General features: G+C 73.9%; 14 protein-coding genes. 7 read left to right on the top strand and 7 right to left on the bottom strand.

The window, feature by feature from the left end; translation table 11 throughout:
- Positions 1 to 9: 9 nt before the first annotated feature.
- Genes ACP7TJ_RS12570 through ACP7TJ_RS12550 form a run of 5 tightly spaced genes read right to left on the bottom strand, consistent with a single transcriptional unit; the run spans position 10 to position 5,581 of the window.
- On the bottom strand, positions 10 to 1,320 hold the full coding sequence (locus ACP7TJ_RS12570; protein WP_427763185.1) for a DUF58 domain-containing protein: 1,311 nt from the start codon (positions 1,318 to 1,320) through the stop codon (positions 10 to 12).
- A complete protein-coding gene (locus ACP7TJ_RS12565; RefSeq protein ID WP_427763183.1) occupies positions 1,320 to 2,312 on the bottom strand; it encodes an AAA family ATPase in 993 nt (330 codons plus the stop codon). Before ACP7TJ_RS12565 ends, ACP7TJ_RS12570 begins: the two co-directional genes overlap by 1 nt.
- Positions 2,309 to 3,499: a DUF4350 domain-containing protein gene (locus tag ACP7TJ_RS12560; RefSeq protein ID WP_266546570.1), complete on the bottom strand. Its 1,191-nt coding sequence runs from the start codon at positions 3,497 to 3,499 to the stop codon at positions 2,309 to 2,311. Before ACP7TJ_RS12560 ends, ACP7TJ_RS12565 begins: the two co-directional genes overlap by 4 nt.
- Entirely contained in the window at positions 3,496 to 4,248 is a 753-nt protein-coding gene (locus tag ACP7TJ_RS12555) for a DUF4129 domain-containing protein (protein ID WP_266397722.1), read from the bottom strand. The genes ACP7TJ_RS12560 and ACP7TJ_RS12555 overlap by 4 nt, the downstream gene beginning before the upstream one ends.
- 4 nt (positions 4,249 to 4,252) lie before the next feature.
- Entirely contained in the window at positions 4,253 to 5,581 is a 1,329-nt protein-coding gene (locus ACP7TJ_RS12550; protein ID WP_380865956.1) for a hypothetical protein, read from the bottom strand.
- Positions 5,582 to 5,721: 140 nt separating this feature from the next.
- Between ACP7TJ_RS12550 and mtnA the strand changes: the two genes are divergently transcribed.
- The 7 genes from mtnA (at position 5,722) to ACP7TJ_RS12515 (ending at position 14,482) form a co-directional block, all read left to right on the top strand.
- The gene (gene mtnA, locus ACP7TJ_RS12545) at positions 5,722 to 6,870 is read left to right on the top strand and encodes an S-methyl-5-thioribose-1-phosphate isomerase (protein ID WP_167741966.1); all 1,149 of its coding nucleotides are present in this window, start codon (positions 5,722 to 5,724) and stop codon (positions 6,868 to 6,870) included.
- 4 nt (positions 6,871 to 6,874) lie between these two features.
- A complete protein-coding gene (gene mtrA / locus ACP7TJ_RS12540; RefSeq protein ID WP_004987303.1) occupies positions 6,875 to 7,564 on the top strand; it encodes a two-component system response regulator MtrA in 690 nt (229 codons plus the stop codon).
- A 1-nt stretch (position 7,565) separates the two neighbouring features.
- Positions 7,566 to 9,674 (top strand): MtrAB system histidine kinase MtrB, encoded by a 2,109-nt coding sequence (gene mtrB, locus ACP7TJ_RS12535; RefSeq protein ID WP_266397711.1) that lies wholly within the window; start codon positions 7,566 to 7,568, stop codon positions 9,672 to 9,674.
- The gene (locus ACP7TJ_RS12530; protein WP_193460438.1) at positions 9,664 to 11,502 is read left to right on the top strand and encodes an LpqB family beta-propeller domain-containing protein; all 1,839 of its coding nucleotides are present in this window, start codon (positions 9,664 to 9,666) and stop codon (positions 11,500 to 11,502) included. The genes mtrB and ACP7TJ_RS12530 overlap by 11 nt, the downstream gene beginning before the upstream one ends.
- Positions 11,503 to 11,620: 118 nt before the next feature.
- Positions 11,621 to 12,523 (top strand): ComF family protein, encoded by a 903-nt coding sequence (locus ACP7TJ_RS12525; protein ID WP_380796985.1) that lies wholly within the window; start codon positions 11,621 to 11,623, stop codon positions 12,521 to 12,523.
- Positions 12,524 to 12,838: 315 nt separating this feature from the next.
- The gene (gene hpf, locus ACP7TJ_RS12520; protein WP_093763909.1) at positions 12,839 to 13,531 is read left to right on the top strand and encodes a ribosome hibernation-promoting factor, HPF/YfiA family; all 693 of its coding nucleotides are present in this window, start codon (positions 12,839 to 12,841) and stop codon (positions 13,529 to 13,531) included.
- A gap of 204 nt (positions 13,532 to 13,735) precedes the next feature.
- Positions 13,736 to 14,482 (top strand): response regulator, encoded by a 747-nt coding sequence (locus ACP7TJ_RS12515; RefSeq protein ID WP_006132445.1) that lies wholly within the window; start codon positions 13,736 to 13,738, stop codon positions 14,480 to 14,482.
- A 41-nt stretch (positions 14,483 to 14,523) separates the two neighbouring features.
- Here the strand turns inward: ACP7TJ_RS12515 and ACP7TJ_RS12510 are convergent, their stop codons facing one another.
- Positions 14,524 to 15,711, bottom strand: a complete 1,188-nt coding sequence (locus tag ACP7TJ_RS12510) for a winged helix-turn-helix domain-containing protein (RefSeq protein ID WP_427763177.1) — start codon at positions 15,709 to 15,711, stop codon at positions 14,524 to 14,526.
- Positions 15,712 to 15,769: 58 nt separating this feature from the next.
- Positions 15,770 to 16,339: a GNAT family N-acetyltransferase gene (locus ACP7TJ_RS12505; RefSeq protein WP_427763175.1), complete on the bottom strand. Its 570-nt coding sequence runs from the start codon at positions 16,337 to 16,339 to the stop codon at positions 15,770 to 15,772.
- Between the last annotated feature and the right edge of the window lie 250 nt (positions 16,340 to 16,589).

Below are 16,589 nucleotides of genomic sequence, written 5' to 3'. Positions count from 1 at the left end.
GCCCCTCCTTTACAGCCGCCCCGCCGACTTCAGCTCCAGATACGCGTCCGCCAGCGCCGGCGCCAGTTCCTCCGGTGTCGCGTCCACGACCGTCACTCCGCGGCGACGGAGCTGTTCGGCCGTGCGGTCGCGTTCCGTGCGTGCCTGTGCGGCCGCCGCGGCCTCGTAGACCGCGTCGACGTCTCCACGGCCCTGGGCCATGGATGCGACATGCGGGTCGGCCACCGAGGCGAGCAGGACCGTGTGGCGCTGTGTCAGGCGGCTCAGGACGGGCAGCAGGCCCTCTTCCACGGGTGCCGCGTCCAGCGTCGTCAGAAGCACGATCAGGGACCGGCGCGGGGCCGTACGGAGCGCCGCCGCCGTCAGGCCGCGGGCGTCCGTCTCCACCAGTTCGGGTTCCAGCGTGGCCATCGCATTCACCAGCGACGGAAGGAGGTCGCCGGCGGCGCGGCCCTGGACCAGGGCGCGGACCCGGCGGTCGTAGGCCAGCAGGTCGACGCGGTCGCCGGCGCGGGAGGCCAGGGCGGCGAGGAGCAGGGCCGCGTCCATGGAGGCGTCCAGGCGCGGTGCGTCGCCCACGCGGCCGGCGGAGGTGCGGCCGGTGTCGAGGACGAGCAGGATGTGGCGGTCGCGCTCCGGGCGCCAGGTGCGTACCGCGACTTCGGACTGGCGGGCGGTGGCGCGCCAGTCGATGGAGCGGGTGTCGTCGCCGGGGACGTAGGCGCGGAGGCTGTCGAACTCGGTGCCCTCGCCGCGGGTGAGGACGCTGGTGCGGCCGTCCAGTTCGCGCAGGCGGGCCAGCTTCGACGGCAGGTGCTTGCGGCTGGTGAACGGCGGCAGGACGCGGACCGTCCACGGGACCTTGTGGGTGCCCTGGCGGGTGAACAGACCGAGCGGGCCGTAGGAGCGGACGGTGACGCGGTCCGCCCGGCGGTCGCCCCGGCGGGTCGGGCGCAGCCGTGTCGTGACGCGGCGGCGTTCGCCCGCGGGGATGGTCAGCCGGTGCCGGGACGCCTGCGTCTCCGTGCCGGGTGTCCAGCTGCTCGGCGGCCAGGCGTCGCGGACGCGGGCGCGCAGCGGGCGGCGGGACGGGTTGGTGACCGTCAGGGTGACGTCGGCGGTGTCGCCGAGCCGTACCGAGGTGTCGCCGGAGCGGGTCAGGCCGAGTGTGCGGACCGGGGCGGCCAGGGCGTAGTCGCAGGCGCAGGCCACCGCGAGGGGCGCGTTGACGGCGAGGAGGCCCGTCCAGCCGGGTTCCCAGATGCCGACGGGGAGGGAGCCGAGGGCCGCGAGGAGGGCGGCGCGTCCGGTGGGGGCCATCACCGGGGCACGGGGACGTGGGAGAGGACCGCGTTGATGACCGAGTCGGCCGTCACGCCCTCCATCTCGGCCTCCGGGCGCAGCTGTATGCGGTGGCGGAGCGTGGGCAGGGCGAGGGCCTTCACGTCGTCGGGGATGACGTAGTCGCGGCCGGTCAGCCAGGCCCAGGCGCGGGCGGTGGCGAGCAGCGCGGTGGCGCCCCGGGGGGAGACGCCGAGGGTGAGGGACGGCGACTCGCGGGTGGCGCGGCAGATGTCGACGACGTAGGCGGTGATCTCGGGCGAGACGGTGGTGGCGGCGACGGAGTGGCGGGCGGCCTCCAGGTCGGCGGCGGTCGCGACGGGGCGGACGCCGGCGGCGCGCAGGTCGCGCGGGTCGAAGCCCTGGGCGTGCCGGGTGAGGACGTCGATCTCGTCCTCGCGGGACGGCAGGGGGATCGTCAGCTTGAGGAGGAAGCGGTCGAGCTGCGCCTCGGGCAGGGGGTAGGTGCCCTCGTACTCGACGGGGTTCTGCGTCGCGGCGACCAGGAACGGGTCGGGGAGGGCGCGCGGGGTGCCGTCGACGGTGACCTGGCGTTCCTCCATGGCCTCCAGCAGGGACGACTGGGTCTTCGGGGGCGTGCGGTTGATCTCGTCCGCGAGGAGGAGGTTGGTGAAGACCGGGCCGGGCTGGAAGGAGAACTCGGCGGTGCGGGCGTCGTAGACCAGGGAGCCGGTGACGTCGCTCGGCATCAGGTCGGGCGTGAACTGGACGCGCTTGGTGTCGAGTTCGAGGGCGGCGGCGAGGGAGCGGATCAGCAGGGTCTTGGCGACGCCGGGGACGCCCTCGAGGAGGACGTGGCCGCGGCAGAGGAGGGCGACGACGAGGCCGGTCACGGCGGGGTCCTGGCCGACCACGGCCTTGGCGATCTCCGCGCGCAGGGCCTCCAGGGCGGCCCGTGCGGAGGCCGGGTCGCCGGTGGGCGCGGCGTTGTCGGTGGTCGGGTCCGTCATGGACGGCGTACCTGCCTTTCAAGGGCGTCGAGTTGGTCGGCGAGCCGGATCAGAGCCGCGTCGTCGCCGGGGGGCGGGCCGAAGAGAAGGGTGTGCGGGGACGGTCCGTCGCCGTCGAGGCGGGCGGACAGTGCGGGGATCAGGGCCTCGGGCGCGTGCGCCTGGGTGCCCGGGACGCCGACGAGGGGGGCGAGGCGGGTGCGGGTGGCGGAGCGGAGAGCGAGCGCGGCGCGGTCGCGGGCGTCGGCCGTGCGGTAGAGGCGGGCGCGGCCTTCGACGGTCTCGGAGGCGCGGATCGCCACGGGGAGTTGCTCGGGGACGAGGGGGCCGAGGCGGCGTGCCCGCCACAGGGCGGCCAGGGCTGCGGCGACGAAGAGCTGGAGGGTGCCCCAGAGCCAGCCGGAGGGGAGGAGGTCGAAGAAGCTCTTCTCGTCCTCGGTCCCGGCGGCGTCGGCGGGCGTGGGGAGGTACCAGACGAGGTGGGGGCGGGAGCCGAGGAGCTGGAGCGCCAGCGAGGCGTTGCCGTGTTCGTCCAGGCGGTCGTTGAGGAGGATGTCGGGGGCGCCGAGGAGGACGGTGTCGCCGGCGCCGGAGGGGGCGGGGACGCGCAGCAGGGTGGCCAGGCGGTGGCTGCGGTAGCACTCGTCGGCGTCGGGGTGGGCGGAGGAGTAGCGGATGCCGCCCGTGTCGGCGTTGCCCGCGCGTACGGCGGCGGGGAGGTCGCAGCCCGGTTCGAGGGTGGAGTCGAGGCTGTTGGCCGGGTCGGCCATGACGTCGGGGGCGAGGCGCTCCACGGAGGCGATGCCTGAGGCGACGAGGACGGTGCGGCCGCCGGAGTCCTCGGTGGCCGCGCGCAGCCGCGTCTGCTGGCGGGGCGTCAGCAGGTCGGGCACGGCGACCAGCAGGGTGGTGTCGGGGCCGGCCGCGGCGGCGGCCTCGTCGAGGGTGGTGACCACGCGGGTGGCGACGCCGCGGTCGGCGAGCAGTTCGGCGACGGCGCGGCTGCCGGAGGGGTCGGCGGAGCGCGGGTCGAGCCGGCCGTGCCGGGCGTCGGAGCGGACCACGGCGATGGCGACGGCCGCGACGAGGAGCAGCACCAGCGCGAGGGCGACGCCCCGGGTGCGGGTCCACACCTGGCGGGCGGTGGGGGAGGCCGAGGTGGGTGGCGAGGTGACCTCGGTCGTCATCCGGCGGCTCCCTGGCGGGCGTCGGGGTCCGTGCCGTGTGCGCCGCTGCCGGCGAGGGCGGGCCTGGTGCGCTCCAGGTCGCCGTCGAGGGCGGCGAGCCGGCGGTACGTGTCCTCGCCGGCGGTCCGGCCGCCGTACGTGACGTCGTCGAAGTCGCGGGCGGCGGTGCGCAGCCGGTCGGTGTGGGCGGGCAGGGCGCGGCCGGCCTCGGCGGCGGCCTCGTCGGCGGTGCGGCCGGGGCGGGGGTCGAGGAGGGCGCGTTCCTCCAGGGCGCGGACGACGGCCCGCATGCGTTCCTGGACGGCCTGGTTCCAGTGGCCCTGGGCGGCGTGCGCCTCGGCGGCGGCGCGGTGTTCGGCGGCGCTGCGGGGGCGCTCGTCGAACAGGGCGGGGGCGGTGACCGGGCGACGGCGCGGGGTGCCGAGGCGCCACCACAGGGCGGCCACGACGACGAGCACGGCGACGACGATGACGACCAGGCCGAGCGCGCCGCCGGGTGTCGCGGTGGACGCGGCGCCGAGCAGCTCGTCGACCCAGTCCCAGAAGGCCTCCAGCGCCCGCTGGAGCCAGCTGGGGTCGTTCTCGTGGTACATCTGCTTCGACAGCTCGCGCCGGGCCGCCTCCCGCGCGGGGTCGCGCGGGAGGGTGACGGGCGGTTCGTCGTCGCCGCGTGCCAGCAGGCGTACGGCGGTGTCGGCGGCCGTCGGCAGTGCCGGTACGGCCTGGAGAACTCCCCCCGTGAAGGTCACCGCATCAGCTCCCGCCGGTGGCGTCGGGACCCTGGAGGCCCGCGGCGCGCGCCAGTTCGAGGTCGAGGGCCTCGCGGCGGATGCGCTGGTCGATGTAGAGGAGCACGGTGACGCCGGCGGTGATCGGGAACGTGATCATGGAGCCGATCACCGAGCCGATGCCGCTGATGATCAGGAACGTCCAGCCGATGTCCCCGCCGGCGGTGTTCATGAAGCTGGTGACGCCGTCGCCGCTGAACGCGGCGGCGAGGAAGGTGAAAGGGATGACGATGATCGCCGCGACGACGTAGGCGATGATCGCGGCCAGCAACTGGATGCCGAAGACCCGCCACCAGGAGCCGCGCACCAGCCGGGCGGAGCGGCGCATCGCCGTGACGATGCCCTGCTTCTCCAGCATCAGCGCGGGGGAGGCCAGGGAGAAGCGGACCATGAGCCACGCGGCGAACACGGCCGCGGCGATCAGGCCCAGCAGGGTCAGCCCGAAGCCCACCTCGGCGCCGGCCGAGACGCTGACGAGGATGCCGGGCAGCGCGCCGACGGCGGCGATGCCCACCGCGATGAGCGCCAGCAGGAGGATCAGGCCGAAGAGCTTGAGGACCTGGGGGCGGGCGTCGCGCCAGGCTTCGCCGGTGGTGACCGGACGGCCGAGCACGGCGCGGCTGGTGACGGTGGTGAGCAGGGCGGTCGCCGCGACCGTGCCGATCAGGGTGATCCCGTAGAGCGCGGCGGAGCTGAGCAGCAGGTCGCCCATGACGTCGGTGAGTTCGCCGAGCGTGGCGCTCGGGTCGTTGAGCACCTCGGTGTTGGTGTCGTCCAGGACGAGGCCCTGCAGCAGCACCGCGGCGATCTCGGTGAGGACGGCGAGGGTCAGCGAGATGCCGAGGACCGTGCGCCAGTAGGTGCGCATGGTCGACACGGCGCCGTCGAGGAGTTCGCCGACGCCGAGGGGGCGCAGCGGGATGACGCCGGGCTTCGCCGCGGGTGGGGGGCCTCCCCAGCCGCTGCCCCAGCCTCCCCAGGGGCCCTGGCCGCCGGGGCCGCCGGGACCGCCGGGCGGCGGGGCGCCCCAGCCGGGGCCGGGGGGCGGCGGAGGGGCCTGCCCGGGGCCGCCCGCACCGGGGGTGCCGGTGGGCGCGGACCACTGGCCTCCAGGGGGCTGCTCCTTGGACCACTTCACGCCCGGCTCCCGCGAGGCGTCACCCGACTGCCGCGGCCGGTCGGCGGACTGCTCGGGTCCGGGACGGCCGTCGGACCCGGCGGGCCCGGACGCGCCCGGTTCCCGCCCGTCGGACGGGGCGGATCCGGGCGAGGCCCAGCCCGGAGTGTCGTTCATCGTCGCTCCTTCACGGTGCCCGCCGCGGTCGCGGTGGCGGCTTGGGCAGCCATCGTGCCATGCGGTGCTTCCCGGCGGACCTGCCGAGGTCGGGGCCGCTCGCCTTCTATTGTCCGCCTGAGAGGGGGCAGACTGGCGGCATGGCTGATCAGTACGCGCACAGCGGCGACAACAAGCGGCCGACCGGAATGCCGGCACTGCGCTGGGAGGAGCCTCCCGAAGGCCCGGTGCTGGTCCTGCTCGACCAGACGCGGCTCCCGGCCGAGGAGGTCGAGCTGGTCTGCACGGACGCGCCCGCACTGGTGGAGGCGATCCGTTCGCTCGCCGTGCGCGGCGCCCCCCTGCTGGGCATCGCGGGCGCGTACGGCGTCGCGCTCGCGGCCGTGCGGGGCTACGACGTGGACGACGCGGCGGCGGCCCTGGAGAGCGCCCGGCCCACGGCGGTGAACCTGGCGGTCGGGGTGCGGCGCGCGCACTCCGCGTACCGGGCGGTGGTGGACGGCGGCGGCGACCCGCGGCAGGCGGCCGGGGCGGCGCTGGCCGCGGCACGGCAGCTGCACCGGGAGGACGCCGAGGCCAGCGTCAGGATGGCGGAGCACGGGCTGGCGCTCCTCGACGAGCTGCTGCCCGGCGGCGGGCACCGGATCCTCACGCACTGCAACACCGGTTCGCTGGTGTCGGGCGGCGAGGGGACGGCGTTCGCGGTGGCGCTCGCGGCGCACCGTGCGGGGCGGCTGCGGCGCCTGTGGGTGGACGAAACGCGTCCGTTGCTGCAAGGTGCTCGCCTGACGGCGTACGAGGCGGCCCGCAGCGGCATGGCGTACACCCTGCTCACCGACAACGCGGCGGGATCGCTGTTCGCGGCGGGCGAGGTGGACGCGGTGCTGATCGGGGCGGACCGCATCGCGGCCGACGGTTCGGTGGCGAACAAGGTGGGGAGCTATCCGCTCGCGGTGCTCGCGCGGTACCACCATGTGCCGTTCATCGTGGTGGCGCCGGTGACGACGGTGGATCCCCGGACGCCGGACGGGGCGTCCATCGAGGTGGAACAGCGTCCCGGTCATGAGGTGACGGAGATCACGGCGCCGCAGGTGCCGGTGGCCGGAGCGGAGGCGGGAGGCGGAATTCCGGTGGCCCCGTTGGGGACGACCGCGTACAACCCGGCGTTCGACGTGACACCGCCGGAGCTGGTGACGGCCGTCGTCACCGAAGAGGGCGTCGTTTCGCCCGTGACCACCGAGGCTCTGGCTGCCCTGTGTGCCAGGTCACGCCAGGTAACGATTAGCTAATGGGATGATGTCGTTTATGAAGGGACGAGTCCTTGTCGTCGACGACGACAGCGCACTGGCCGAGATGCTCGGCATCGTGCTGCGCGGTGAAGGTTTTGAGCCGTCTTTCGTAGCCGACGGCGACAAGGCGCTGGCCGCCTTCCGTGAGACCAAGCCGGATCTGGTCCTGCTGGACCTGATGCTCCCCGGCCGTGACGGCATCGAGGTCTGCCGCCTGATCAGGGCGGAGTCCGGGGTGCCGATCGTGATGCTCACGGCGAAGAGCGACACCGTCGACGTGGTGGTGGGCCTGGAGTCCGGGGCCGACGACTACATCGTCAAGCCGTTCAAGCCGAAGGAGCTGGTCGCCCGGATCCGTGCGCGGCTGCGCAGGTCCGAGGAGCCGGCGCCGGAGCAGCTCGCCATCGGCGACCTGGTGATCGACGTGGCCGGTCACTCCGTGAAGCGGGACGGGCAGTCCATCGCCCTGACCCCGCTGGAGTTCGATCTGCTGGTCGCCCTCGCGCGCAAGCCGTGGCAGGTGTTCACGCGTGAGGTGCTGCTGGAGCAGGTGTGGGGCTACCGCCACGCGGCGGACACCCGCCTGGTCAACGTCCATGTGCAGCGGCTGCGCTCCAAGGTCGAGAAGGACCCGGAGAAGCCCGAGATCGTGGTGACCGTCCGAGGCGTCGGATACAAGGCAGGACCGAGCTGACATGTCCGGTGACAGTGCCGCTTCGGCGCCCGGCCGGTCCGGGGACCGCCCGGGGCGGCCTGTCGGCCGGCGGACGGCCGCTTCCCGCTGGCGCCACCTCTTCGACGGCGACCTGCTCCAGGGCGGGGTCCAGGGCAGCCCGGTCGTCCGGCTCGTCATGCGCTGGGTACGGCGTCCGCTGCTGCCCGTCATGCGGCTGTGGCGGCGCAACATCCAGCTCAAGGTCGTCGTCACGACGCTGCTGATGTCGCTGGGCGTCGTCCTGCTGCTCGGCTTCGTCGTCATCGGCCAGGTGCGCAACGGCCTGCTGGACGCCAAGGTGAACGCGTCGCAGAGCCAGGCCACGGGCGGTTTCGCCGTGGCCAAGCAGCAGGCCGAGCAGGCCGTGAGCGTCACCGGCGAGGAGGGCACCGCACCCGACGGCCGTCCCTCGCAGAGCGTCATCCAGTGGATGAGCGACCTCGTCGCCTCGCTGTCCAGCGGCGGCCAGGGCGCCTTCGACGTGGTGACCCTGCCCTCCGGCGGCGACAGCGGCAGCGGGCGCGGACCGCGCGCCTCCGGCGAGGTCAACCCGACCGCCAGCGTCCCCGCGGCGCTGCGCGAGCGGATCGACACCAGCACCACGGCCGCGCAGAGCTACACGCGCATCGTCTACGACACCGACAAGGACTCCCAGCCGGCCCTGGTCATCGGCAAGCAGGTCAACGACCCCAACGGCGACCCGTACCAGCTGTACTACCTCTTCCCGCTCACCCAGGAGGAGAAGTCGCTGAGCCTGGTCAAGGGCACCCTGGCGACCGCCGGGCTGTTCGTGGTCGTGCTGCTCGGGGCGATCGCCTGGCTCGTGGTGCGGCAGGTGGTCACGCCGGTCCGGATGGCCGCCGGGATCGCCGAACGGCTGTCCGCGGGGCGGCTCCAGGAACGGATGAAGGTCACCGGCGAGGACGACATCGCCCGGCTCGGCGAGGCCTTCAACAAGATGGCCCAGAACCTCCAGCTCAAGATCAGCCAGCTTGAGGACCTGTCCCGGATGCAGCGCAGGTTCGTGTCGGACGTGTCGCACGAGCTGCGCACCCCGCTGACCACCGTGCGGATGGCCGCGGACGTCATCCACGAGGCGCGCGAGGACTTCGACCCGGTGACCGCGCGCTCCGCCGAACTGCTCGCCGACCAGCTCGACCGGTTCGAGTCGCTCCTCGCCGACCTGCTGGAGATCAGCCGCTTCGACGCGGGCGCGGCCGCCCTGGAGGCGGAGCCGATCGACCTGCGCGAGGTGGTGCGGCGCGTGGTCAGCGGCGCGGAGCCGCTCGCCGAGCGCAAGGGCAGCACGATCAAGGTCGTCGGCGACCAGCAGCCCGTGGTCGCCGAGGCCGACGCGCGGCGCGTGGAGCGGGTGCTGCGCAATCTGGTCGTCAACGCCGTCGAGCACGGCGAGGGCAGGGACGTCGTCGTCAAGCTGGCCGCCGCGGGAGGCGCGGTGGCGGTCGCGGTGCGCGACTACGGCGTCGGGCTCAAGCCCGGCGAGGCCACGCGCGTGTTCAGCCGCTTCTGGCGGGCCGACCCGGCGCGCGCCCGCACCACCGGCGGTACGGGCCTGGGGCTGTCCATCGCCCTGGAGGACGCCCGGCTGCACGGCGGCTGGCTCCAGGCGTGGGGCGAGCCGGGCGGCGGCTCGCAGTTCCGGCTGACGCTGCCCAGGACGGCCGACGAGCCGCTGCGCGGGTCCCCGATACCCCTGGAGCCCAGGGACTCGCGGCGCAACCGCGGCCTCGACGACGCGGGGCTGCCGCGCGGCGACGGCGAGAAGCGCGCCACGGTGCCGGTGCGGCAGCCCGGCGCCGACGACCCGGCGCAGTCCGCCCGCGACCCGCTGGGCCGCAGGCCCGGCGGATCGGCGCCCACGGCCGACCCCACCGCCCTGCCCGGCAGCGGCGCGCGCGTGGTGGCCCGCTCGGGCAGCACACGGATGACGCCGGGCGCGGCGCCCGGCACGAACGGCGGGACGGACGAGGGCGCCCCGGGAGACGCGGACCGGCCGGCGGCCGGCGAGGGCGGGGACGGTGAACCGCGCGGTGCGGGGACGGACGGGGAGGCTACGCGTGGGCGGTGAGCGTGTGAGGCGCGGGCGGGGGACACCGGCCAGGACGGTCGCGTACGCCGCGTGTGGGGCGGTCCTGCTGGCCGGGTGCGCCTCGATGCCGGACAGCGGCGACCTGCGCGGGGTGGAGTCCACCCCGCGCAAGGACACGCAGGTGCGGGTGTACGCCATGCCGCCGAGCGACGACGCCACCCCCGCGCAGATCGTCCAGGGCTTCCTGGAGGCGCTGACCAGCGACGACGCCGACTACAAGACCGCGCGCCAGTATCTGACCCCCGAGGCGTCGAAGTACTGGCGGCCGGAGCAGTCCACGACCGTGCTCTCCGACGGGCCGGGCGCCCGCGCCGACCGGGAGCCCCGCGAGGACAGCACCGCCCTGACGTACACGCTGACCGGCACCAAGTTCGCGACCGTGGACGCGCAGCAGGCGTACGCGCCCGCCTCCGGCCAGTACAGCGAGCTGGTGCGGCTGGTGAAGGACGACAAGAGCGGCCAGTGGCGCATCGACGCGGTGCCGCAGGGCGTCGTCATGGGCAAGTCGGACTTCCAGCGCAACTACACGTCCTTCAACAAGTACTACTTCGCCTCGAACGTGGACGTGAACGGGTCCTCGCTGCCGATGGCGGTCGCCGACCCCGTGTACGTGCGCCGGCACGTCGACCCCACGACGCGGATGGTGCGCTCGCTGATCTCCGGGCCGACGAGCTGGCTCGACCCCGTCGTCCGGTCGAGCTTCCCCACGGGCACCCAGCTGCGCAAGGGCGCGGGACCGCTCACCCCGGACGACCGGGGCACGCTCACCGTGCCGCTCAACGACCGGGCGTCCGAGATCGGCACCGGCCGCTGCGAGGAGATGGCCGCCCAGCTGCTGTTCACCCTGCGCGGCCTCAGCCCCGCGGTGGAGGAGGTCGAACTGCGGGCCGACGGCGGGCAGCTGTGCTCCCTCACCCAGGACGGCGCCGAGACCGTGGCCACCCGGGGCGCGCTCAACCAGCCCGACCACCTGTACTTCCTCGACAGGGAGCACAAGCTCGTCCGGATCGCCGCCGGCAGCCCCGGCGCCGACCCCGAAGCGGCGCCCGGCGCGCTCGGACAGGGCGAGCAGGGCCTGCGGTCGGTCGCCGTCGCGCGGGACGAGCGCACGGCCGCCGGCGTCGGACTGAACGGCCAGGAGCTGTTCGTCTCCGCGCTGGCGCAGGGCGCCACCCTCGGCGAACCGGTGCTGCGCAGCCAGGGCAAGACCGAGCAGGACCGGCTGACCCCGCCGAGCTGGGACGCCCAGGGCGGCCTGTGGGTCGCCGACCGCGACCCCGCCCGCCCCGGTCTCTACCTGCTGCCGCAGGGCGCGGACCAGCCGCTGCAGGTGCGCACGCCGGGTCTGGAGGGCCGGATCCGGGCGGTGCGGGTGGCCGCCGACGGGGTGCGGATCGCCCTCGTCGTGGAGAAGGGCGACGAGCGGTCGCTGCTCGTCGGGCGGATCGAGCGCAGCGGCCCGGACGAGGCCGGGTCGAGCGAGCGCACCACGGTCACCGTGGTGGAGCTCAGGTCGGCGACACCCGAGCTGGAGCAGGTCACCGCCATGTCGTGGGCCGGGGACAGCCGGCTCGTGGTCGTCGGCCGCGAGCACGGCGGAGTGGAGCAGATGAAGTACGTCGAGGTCGACGGCTCCACCCCGGACGTGCCGCCGCCCGCCGCGCTGACCGGCGTGAAGGCGCTCACCGCCGCCGGGGACGAGAACGCGCCGTTGGTGGCGTACTCGGTGGACGGCATCGTGCGGCTGCCGTCGGGGGCGCAGTGGCAGAAGGTGACGCAGGGGACGGCGCCGGTCTATCCGGGCTGAGCGGGTTCCGGGTTCGCGCGCGGCCGATTCTCGCTCCGGTGTTCGAGCGGTTTCGGGGCTGGTCACACGGTTGTCCACAGGGGTGGCCGGGTCGCCGGGGCGTTGGCACAGTGAGCCCATGCGGAGCTGGTGGCGGGACCTCACCGACCTGGTGCTTCCGGCCGAGTGCGGCGGATGCGGCAGGCCCCGCGCCGTGCTCTGCGACCGGTGCCGGACGGCGCTGAGCGGCAGGACGCCGCGCCGGGTGCGGCCGGCGCCCGAGCCCCGTGGACTGCCGCCCGTGCACGCGGCCGCCCCCTACGCCGACGAGGTGCGCGCCGCCCTGCTCGCCCACAAGGAGCGCGGCGCCCTGGCCCTCGCCCGGCCGCTGGGCGAGGCCCTGGCGGGCGCGGTGCGGGCGGGACTGGGCGCCCCGGCGGCACGCGGCCCGGTGCTGCTCGTCCCCGTCCCGTCCGCCCGGCGGGCCGTGCGGGCGCGCGGGCACGACCCCGCGCGGCGGATCGCCTACGCGGCGGCGGGTGAGCTGCGGCGGACGGGGGTACCCGCCGCAGTACTCGCCGCGCTGCGGCAACGGCGGCCGGTGGCCGACCAGTCGGGACTCGGATCGAGACAGCGGCTGGCCAACGTCGCGGGCGCCCTCGGGGTGGCGCCGGGCTGCGCCCGGCTGCTCCGCCGGGGCCGGGTCGTCCTGGTCGACGACCTCATGACGACCGGGGCGACCCTCGCCGAGGCGGCGCGCGCGATACGGGACGCACAAGGGCCGTCCGGCCCGGAAACGGAACCGGCCGGAAAGGGCCGGGAGGCATCGAGCAATTCGCGGCCCGTGTTCGTGTACCTGGGTGAGACAGGGGAAGGGTCAGGGCAACGGCGGACACCGCCGCCGGCGTGGAGCGGAGCGGACCGGCAGCCCGGCCGGACGTCGAAGGAGGCGGGCGGGAAATACACCGGCGGAACGCCCGGCGTGGTGTGCGCGGCCGTCGTGGCGGCGTCGCCGGATGCGTTCGGAATACACCGAAACTGACTGAGAACTTACGTCGTTGCAGGTGATCAGAGGGTTAATTCCCCTGAATGGAGGTAGGTCGCGGTAGAGGGTGACGTCATCCGTCCACGCGAGATATGTTCGGTTGTGAGGGAAAGCCGCAGGCCACACCCCTCCGGTGGGAATGCGGTGGTGCGGGTTTCTTCGACTTCACCCGCACCGGTGGACTGGAGATCTCGTTCGTGGGGGAGGAGGTGCACACGTCACCGAGTCCGAGGCTCCGGACGACACCGGAGCCTGGTGCAAAAGGGAGACACATCCGCAGCGAAGCGGAGTGATCCGGGAACGGAGTTCTGCGTGGACATCGTCGTCAAGGGCCGCAAGACCGAGGTGCCCGAGCGGTTCCGGAAGCACGTGGCCGAGAAGCTGAACCTGGAGAAGATCCAGAAGCTCGATGGCAAGGTGATGAGCCTCGACGTCGAGGTGTCCAAGGAGCCCAACCCCCGACAGGCCGACCGCTGCGACCGGGTGGAGATCACGCTCCGCTCCCGCGGCCCGGTGATCCGGGCGGAGGCGGCGGCGAGCGACCCGTACGCGGCGCTCGACCTGGCAGCGGAGAAGCTCGACGCCCGGCTGCGCAAGCAGCACGACAAGCGTTACTCACGGCGCGGCGCGCGCAGGATCCCCGCCGCCGAGGTCCCCGACCACGTGCCCGGGGTGGCCACCCTCAACGGGACCGGCGCGAGCACCGCGCAGGAGGAGGAGCAGGCGGTCCCCACCAAGAAGATCGGCTCCCTGGAGGTCCAGGGCGACGGGCCGCTGGTCGTCCGTGAGAAGAACCACGTGGCCGCCCCCATGACCCTCGACCAGGCGCTCTACGAGATGGAGTTGGTCGGGCACGACTTCTACCTCTTCGTCGACTCCGAGACCAAGGAGCCCAGCGTCGTCTACCGGCGCCACGCCTACGACTACGGCGTGATCCACCTCAGGACCGACACGATGGTCACCGAGAACCACTCCCCCGAGGCGGGCGGAACCCTCGGCGGCTGACCCGCCGGGCGACAGCACAGCAGGTGCCCCTGGTGCGCGTGTGCGCCCCCAGGGGCACCGGCGTGCCACCGCCCGGCGACCACACCGGCACCCCGGTGACGGTGCGGCATGGAATCATGGCGGCAGCGGCTCAACCGGTGGGCCGTTGCCTTGGGTTGGCGATGGTCAGGACCACAGGCCACAGCCTTCAGGGGGAGGAACACGATGGCGGACAGCTTCGGACCGATGCGGGACGAGGATGCCGACGACGGCGTCGTCGGCATGGGCCCGGACGCGGACACTCCGCGCAAGGAGCCGATCAGAGTCCTTGTGGTGGACGACCACGCGCTGTTCCGCCGCGGTCTGGAGATCGTGCTCGCCGCCGAGGAGGACATCCAGGTCGTCGGCGAGGCCGGCGACGGCGCCGAGGCCGTGGAGAAGGCCGCCGACCTGCTGCCCGACATCGTCCTGATGGACGTGCGGATGCCCAAGCGGGGCGGCATCGAGGCCTGCACCTCCATCAAGGAGGTCGCCCCCAGCGCCAAGATCATCATGCTGACGATCAGCGACGAGGAGGCGGACCTCTACGACGCCATCAAGGCGGGCGCGACCGGCTACCTGCTCAAGGAGATCTCCACCGACGAGGTGGCCACCGCCATCCGCGCCGTCGCCGACGGACAGTCGCAGATCAGCCCCTCCATGGCGTCGAAGCTGCTCACCGAGTTCAAGTCGATGATCCAGCGCACCGACGAGCGCCGGCTCGTCCCCGCGCCCCGGCTGACGGACCGTGAGCTGGAGGTCCTCAAACTCGTCGCCACGGGGATGAACAACCGGGACATCGCCAAGGAGTTGTTCATCTCCGAGAACACCGTGAAGAACCATGTGCGCAACATCCTGGAGAAGCTCCAGCTGCACTCCCGGATGGAGGCCGTGGTCTACGCGATGCGGGAGAAGATCCTCGAGATCCGCTGACCTCCGCGCCTCCGTCCGGCCGGCGGACGAAGGCGCGGAGCTCAGGCGAGCAGCCGGGCCAGCTCCGCCGTGAGCGGCTCGCGCAGCTCCGGCGCGTCCACCCGCTCCACCCGGACGTCCGCGCAGCCCACCCAGCCCGCCGCCTCCACCAGCGCCTGCGCCACCTGCGGCACCGCCGCACGGCCGCCGAGCGTGACCTGCCTGGCGACCAGCGTGCGGCCCTCGCGCGCCGGGTCCACCCGGCCCACCAGCCGGCCGCCCGCCAGCACCGGCATCGCGAAGTAGCCGTGGACCCGCTTGGGTTTGGGGACGTACGCCTCAAGGCGGTGCGTGAAGCCGAAGATCCGCTCCGTGCGCGCCCGCTCCCAGATCAGGGAGTCGAACGGGGACAGCAGCGTCGTGCGGTGCCGGCCGCGCGGCGGCGTGGCCAGCCCCTCCGGATCCGCCCAGGCCGGCTTGGACCAGCCCTCGACCGTGACGGGCACAAGACCCGAGTCGGCGATCACCGCGTCGACCTGCTCGCCCTTCAGCCGGTGGTAGTCCGCGATGTCCGCGCGGGTGCCCACGCCCAGCGCCCGCCCGGCCAGCCCCACCAGCCGGCGCAGGCACTCCTCGTCCGACGGCTCCTCGGCCAGCAGCCCGGCCGGCACGGCCCGCTCGGCCAGGTCGTAGACCCGCTTCCAGCCGCGCCGCTCCACGCACACCACCTCGCCGTACATCAGGGCGCGCTCCACGGCGACCTTGGTGCCGGACCAGTCCCACCACTCGCTGGTGCGCTTGGCGCCGCCCAACTCGGTGGCGGTCAGCGGCCCTTCGGCGCGCAGCTGCTTGACGACCTGGTCGTACACGCCGTCGGGCAGCTCGTGGTTCCAGAGGGGGCGGTTGCGGTAGGCGCGGCGGCGGAAGGCGAAGTGCGGCCACTCCTCGACGGGGAGGATGCACGCGGCGTGCGACCAGTACTCGAACGTGTGTGCAGGCTGGTCGCCCTGCTTCCAGTACGCCTCCTCCACCGTGCGGCGGCCCACCGCGCCGAGACGGGCGTACGGGATCAGCTCGTGCGAGCGGGCGAGGACGGAGATCGTGTCGAGCTGCACCGCACCGAGGTGGCGCAGGACGCCGCGCACACCGGCGCGCCGGTCGGGGGCGCCGAGGAGCCCTTGGGCACGCAGGGCGATGCGGCGGGCCTCGTCGGCCGAGAGTTCCGTGGTCGGACGCGGCAGGGTCGTCATACGTCCGCACCCTAGAGGGCGCCACTGACAACGGCGGCCCCGCTGCACGCCAGGGACGTCAGGCGCGGGCGGGCATGTACGGGGTGGTGGACGGAAGGCCCAGGTCGGAGGGGAGCAGGGAGCCCACCCAGCCGTCCCGCAGCACCCCCTTGTTGACGAGCGAGGAGCGCAGCATGCCCTCGATCGTGAAACCGGCCCGCTCGGCGACCGCGCGGGAGGCCGTGTTGCCCACCTCGGCGCGCCATTCCACGCGGTCGACGGACATCCGGGTGAAGGCCCAGCGGCACGCGGCCACGGTGGCCTCGGTGATGTAGCCGTTGCCGCGGTGCTCCTTGGCGCCCCAGAAGCCGATCTCGCCCGTCGCGAACGACCGCATGGTGAGGCCGAGCATGCCCGTCAGCTCCCCGGCGGGCAGGAAGACGCCGAACGTGAACATCGTGCCGTTCGCCCAGCCGTCCGGGACGATCTGCTCCGTGAAACCCCGCGCGTGCTCGAGGAGGTACGGCGAAGGGATCGTGGTCCAGCGCTGGATGTCGGGGTCCTGGCAGATCCGGTACACCGTGTCGGTGTCCTGCGGGCCGACGGTGCGCAGCAGCAGACGGCCGGTGGTGAGCGTGACGGGTTCCATCGGGCGATTCTGCGCACGTCGCGACGGCGGGCGCCATCCCTTCGGCCGGGGGCGAACCGATGATCACCCTGCGCGTGATTCGCCCCGGGCCCGCGGCACCATCCGGACGCCTGAGGCGTTGTCCGTGTAGCGGCCGTGCCACGGTTCGGCCGCGGCGGACGGTCACCGCCCCGGCAGGCCTCCCGGCGTGACGGGGTCCTCGCATACGATGGCCGTTGCTCAGTCAGTGAAACGGAAACCGACCGTCCCA

This window comes from Streptomyces sp. DSM 41931 (assembly GCF_050271085.1).
Lineage (GTDB): Bacteria > Actinomycetota > Actinomycetes > Streptomycetales > Streptomycetaceae > Streptomyces > Streptomyces albogriseolus.
The sequence above is the reverse complement of the archived record's forward strand: the minus strand, read 5'-3'. Positions and strand labels throughout refer to the sequence as shown.